At 56.0% G+C, this 3,568-nt stretch carries 2 protein-coding genes and 2 pseudogenes; 2 read left to right on the top strand and 2 right to left on the bottom strand.

All coding sequences use genetic code 11. From position 1 onward, the window contains the following. Positions 1–208: 208 nt before the first annotated feature. Positions 209–1,297: pseudogene (locus FV228_RS23465) on the top strand (IS630 family transposase); the annotation flags it as partial. A 92-nt stretch (positions 1,298–1,389) separates the two neighbouring features. On the opposite strand, the gene FV228_RS23470 reads toward FV228_RS23465, so the two are convergent. Beyond that, the gene (locus FV228_RS23470; protein WP_147856778.1) at positions 1,390–2,322 is read right to left on the bottom strand and encodes a hypothetical protein; all 933 of its coding nucleotides are present in this window, start codon (positions 2,320–2,322) and stop codon (positions 1,390–1,392) included. 579 nt (positions 2,323–2,901) lie between these two features. Further along, the gene (locus tag FV228_RS33370) at positions 2,902–3,039 is read right to left on the bottom strand and encodes a hypothetical protein (protein WP_187277877.1); all 138 of its coding nucleotides are present in this window, start codon (positions 3,037–3,039) and stop codon (positions 2,902–2,904) included. Positions 3,040–3,193: 154 nt separating this feature from the next. Between FV228_RS33370 and FV228_RS23475 the strand changes: the two are divergent. Continuing rightward, a pseudogene (locus FV228_RS23475) lies at positions 3,194–3,403 on the top strand (IS256 family transposase); the annotation flags it as partial. Positions 3,404–3,568 lie beyond the last annotated feature (165 nt).

A 3,568-nucleotide genomic window follows, 5' to 3' on the forward strand; every position in this document is an offset into this window, starting at 1 on the left:
GTGCTGCGCCAGCGTCTCGAAGCTGATCCCGCGCTCGCCAATCCCACCCACAGACCGCCCAGCCCAAGCCTCATCAAACGCGCCCTTCGCATCGTCGCAGACGCCAAGGAGGTCTCGCATCCAGACAGCTAGTGGTCTGAGTTATTGATTTCCTTGCGGTTCGGGACGAGAGAGCCATCTGCTGGTTTTCCGAGCGTAAGTTGCTGCGATGGCCCGCGGTCCCAGACCAGCCGAACTTCATCTGAGCGCGGACGAGCGTGCGCAACTAGATGGCCTCTTGCGCCGTCGCAACGTTGGTCAGGCGTAAGCCCAGCGCGCGCGTATCATGCTGGCCTGCGCCGAGCCCCGCTCCATGAACACCGGCATCACCCGTAGCCTCGAAATCAGCCGTCCAAGAGTCACGACCTGGCGTGCTCGCTTCCTCGCCCACCGCCCTCGACGGTTTCGTCGACCTCCCCCGCTCCCGTGCGCCGCGTGTCATCGAGTACACGGCGATCGAGCGATGATCACCCTCACGCTGGGGAGCCAGCCGGAGAACACCACCCACTGGTCGACGCGCGTTATGGCAAAGCGGGTCGACATGAGCCAGATCATGGTCTCGCGGGTATGGCGCGCCTTTGGTTTGCAGCCGCACAGGACCGAGACCCTCAAGCTCCCGACTTATCCCGCCTTCGTCGACAAGGTCCGGGACGTGGTCGGCCTGTACATGGCCCCGCCACAACGGGCCGTAGTGCTTTGCGTGGACGAGAAGCCGCAGAACCAGGCGCTGAGCGGCACGGCCCCCGTGCTGCCGATGCAGCCCGGCCGGCCAAAACGCCGGACCCACGACTATCGCCGCTAGGGCACCACCGACCTGTTCGCCGCCCCCGACGTTCGGGCGGGGACCGTGATCGGTCGATGCACGCGCCGGCATCGTTCGGCCGAGTTCCGCGCCTTCCTCGATCAGGTCGAGGCGAGCGTGCCAAGGGACCTCGATGTCCATCTCGGGCTCGACAACGCAGCCACCCACGAGACCAAGCTGATCCACGACTGGCTGGTGAAGCACCCGCGCTGGCACCCGCACTTCACCCCGACATCCGCCTCCTGGCTCAACCTCGTCGAGAGCTGGATTGCTCTTCTCACCTACAGACGCCTCCGGAGTGGCGCCTTTGAACACACCGTCGATCTCGAGACCGCGATCCACCGCTAGATCGACCACACCAACGCCGACCCGAAGCCCTTCGTCTGGACTAAACCCGCCGAGGCCATCCTCGCCAGCGTCGGACGCTTCTGCCAAAGAACCTCTGACCCAAACCACTATGCTCTGTATCAGAACTATCACAACAACACTAGGCTTAGTCTTGCTAAAAATTTATCTTCGATTTTATCATTCTTTATATTATCGACTCCTCACTCACCCTGGGGATGGCTGCCCAGTGTGTCTATCTTTGTATTTAGTCCGGAAAGAATAATAATTAAAATTCCACTTAGTAAACCGAGCCCGCCAAGCATTACTGCTAGTGGCAATAATTTTGGGTAGGTAAGACCAACTGGGAGCCTTGCTGGTCCGAGAAGACGAACGCCAGCAGCGGTCAACGAAATATCCGGTATTGTACCAGCTTCAGACGCTGAATCAATATCCGTTATTTGTCTTATCAGATTAGACATCCGGCTCTCAAGAAACACTCCTTGTAATTTATCGCGAGCTAAGACCCCTCGGAGTTTATATGCAGCATAAGTTGTCGCAATTTTATTAACTATCTGAGCAGACTGCTGAGCATCGCTGGATCTATAGGAAACTTCAATTACATAAGACAACCCAATTCGGCGCGCTCGAACACGTCCGGCGAAATTTTCAAATGTTTTTAATTTATCGATATCGGGGCTCGTTAATACCCACAGATTATCGAGACTGTGACTAACAAAACCCCATAAGCCGTTTGAGTCGCCACCAATTTCCTTGACATCGAGAGGTGTTAACGTCTCATAGACCTGACGAAGAAGTCGTTCTGCAGTTAAAGTACGTAGCTCCGTCTCGCATTGGGCGTTGTCAACCATGAATTGGTAAAAACGGCGAAGTTCCTCCGGTCCATCATTGACGATGACGCGAGGCTGAATAAGGATTTCATTCGTCGCAATGTAACTAGGAGGCACTATCCTCACGTACACCACTGCAGCCGCTACAAAAACCGAGGTCCAAAGTGAAAGAATTGGCAGCCTTCGGTGCGCCCGTCGTAGTACACGGAATATGGCATTTGTTGCCTCAGCCGCTGGATAAGGGCCTGTCCATATCGATTGTGTAGGTGTACCAGAATCGCCTTTAAAGATCCAGTTGCTCATCATAAGTGCCGATTCTCGCAGGCGCTACAATCGAGCGCAACTCAGTTTCCGCTTGTATTTTTTAGGATTTCGTCATTGAAATACTATAAACTGAGCTCATGATTTTGTAAATACCTACTCGTTTTAGTTTAACAATATCAAGTATAAATGCTTCAGAATATTCATTCACGTATCGCTACGATTGTGAGGTGATTTTTGCGATTGGCTCACGTATGGCATTCGTGGCGACACTTGTCTAATGGACTTAGCTTGATGTTGGCCATTTGCTTCGTGTCAAGTGGGCGATATGTTTGGCCGGTGGGCGAGGAGGACGAGGAACTGCTCCGGCACGATGACGAGAGGCTTGGTGACGTTCTCGCCGATGGCGTGTAGGTCACCGGCGGCAATAGGGGCAGATGCCGTCGTTGAGGTCCGTCGCCTGCTCGATCCGCGGAGATGCGCTGAAAGAGCACTGCGGTTGGTGCAGCGCGCAGCCCGCTCCACGCGCTTGGCGGACGCGGGGGCCTCCTCGCCTGCGAGGTCCTCCGCCTTAATCTGCTCAGCCTCCTCCAGGCCAATCAGGAGTTGATCCAAGTAAAGGCTCTAGGCAAAATAGCCGAAGCAATGACGCTGGATTTCCTTAATGATCTGGTGCAGCCGGTCGGCCTCCGCTTCACGCACGATTAGCATCGCGTTCAGGACGATGGTGTCATCCGGCAGGCTCAGGATTGGCGTGCTCACGATACCGATTTGAGCATAGATCACTAGGCTCTACCAGCTCTGTTGGTTAGCCGCGAACGGCACACCAGTCGCGTCCGCGACGCGAACGCGCCACCAGTAAGACTTTCAGGATCTCGTGTGGGGGCGGCCATACTGGATCCGAAGAATGTTCCTGATGGCACAACGCAAAGCACCCTGTATCTCTGACGCAATCCTAGATCAGCTACTGCCCAGGACCGATCCGAAGAAGTCCTTCGAGGCCGACGGCTTGCTGGATGAGATAAAGAAGGCCCTGGCCGAGCGGGCGCTCAATGTCGAGTTGGACCACCATCAGGCCGGCGAGGACGCCGGCAACACACGCAACGGTTATGGCCGCAAGACGGTCACACCGAGACCAGCCGGATAGAACTCTCGATCACTAGATGTTTGGTCCCGTTGTGTGGTGATACATCGGGTGCCACATGGAGGGACGCGCTATGGGACAGATTCTCCACGGCAGCGCCACAACGACAGAGACGGTCCGTCGGGCAATCCAAGCTCGTAAAGAGAG

This window comes from Methylobacterium sp. WL18 (assembly GCF_008040015.1).
GTDB classification, from domain to species: domain Bacteria; phylum Pseudomonadota; class Alphaproteobacteria; order Rhizobiales; family Beijerinckiaceae; genus Methylobacterium; species Methylobacterium mesophilicum.

What these genes read in the sequence shown, in the direction of transcription:
- FV228_RS23470 (WP_147856778.1), bottom strand. Translation starts at nt 2,322, where the DNA reads ATGATGAGCAACTGGATCTTTAAAGGCGATTCTGGTACACCTACACAA.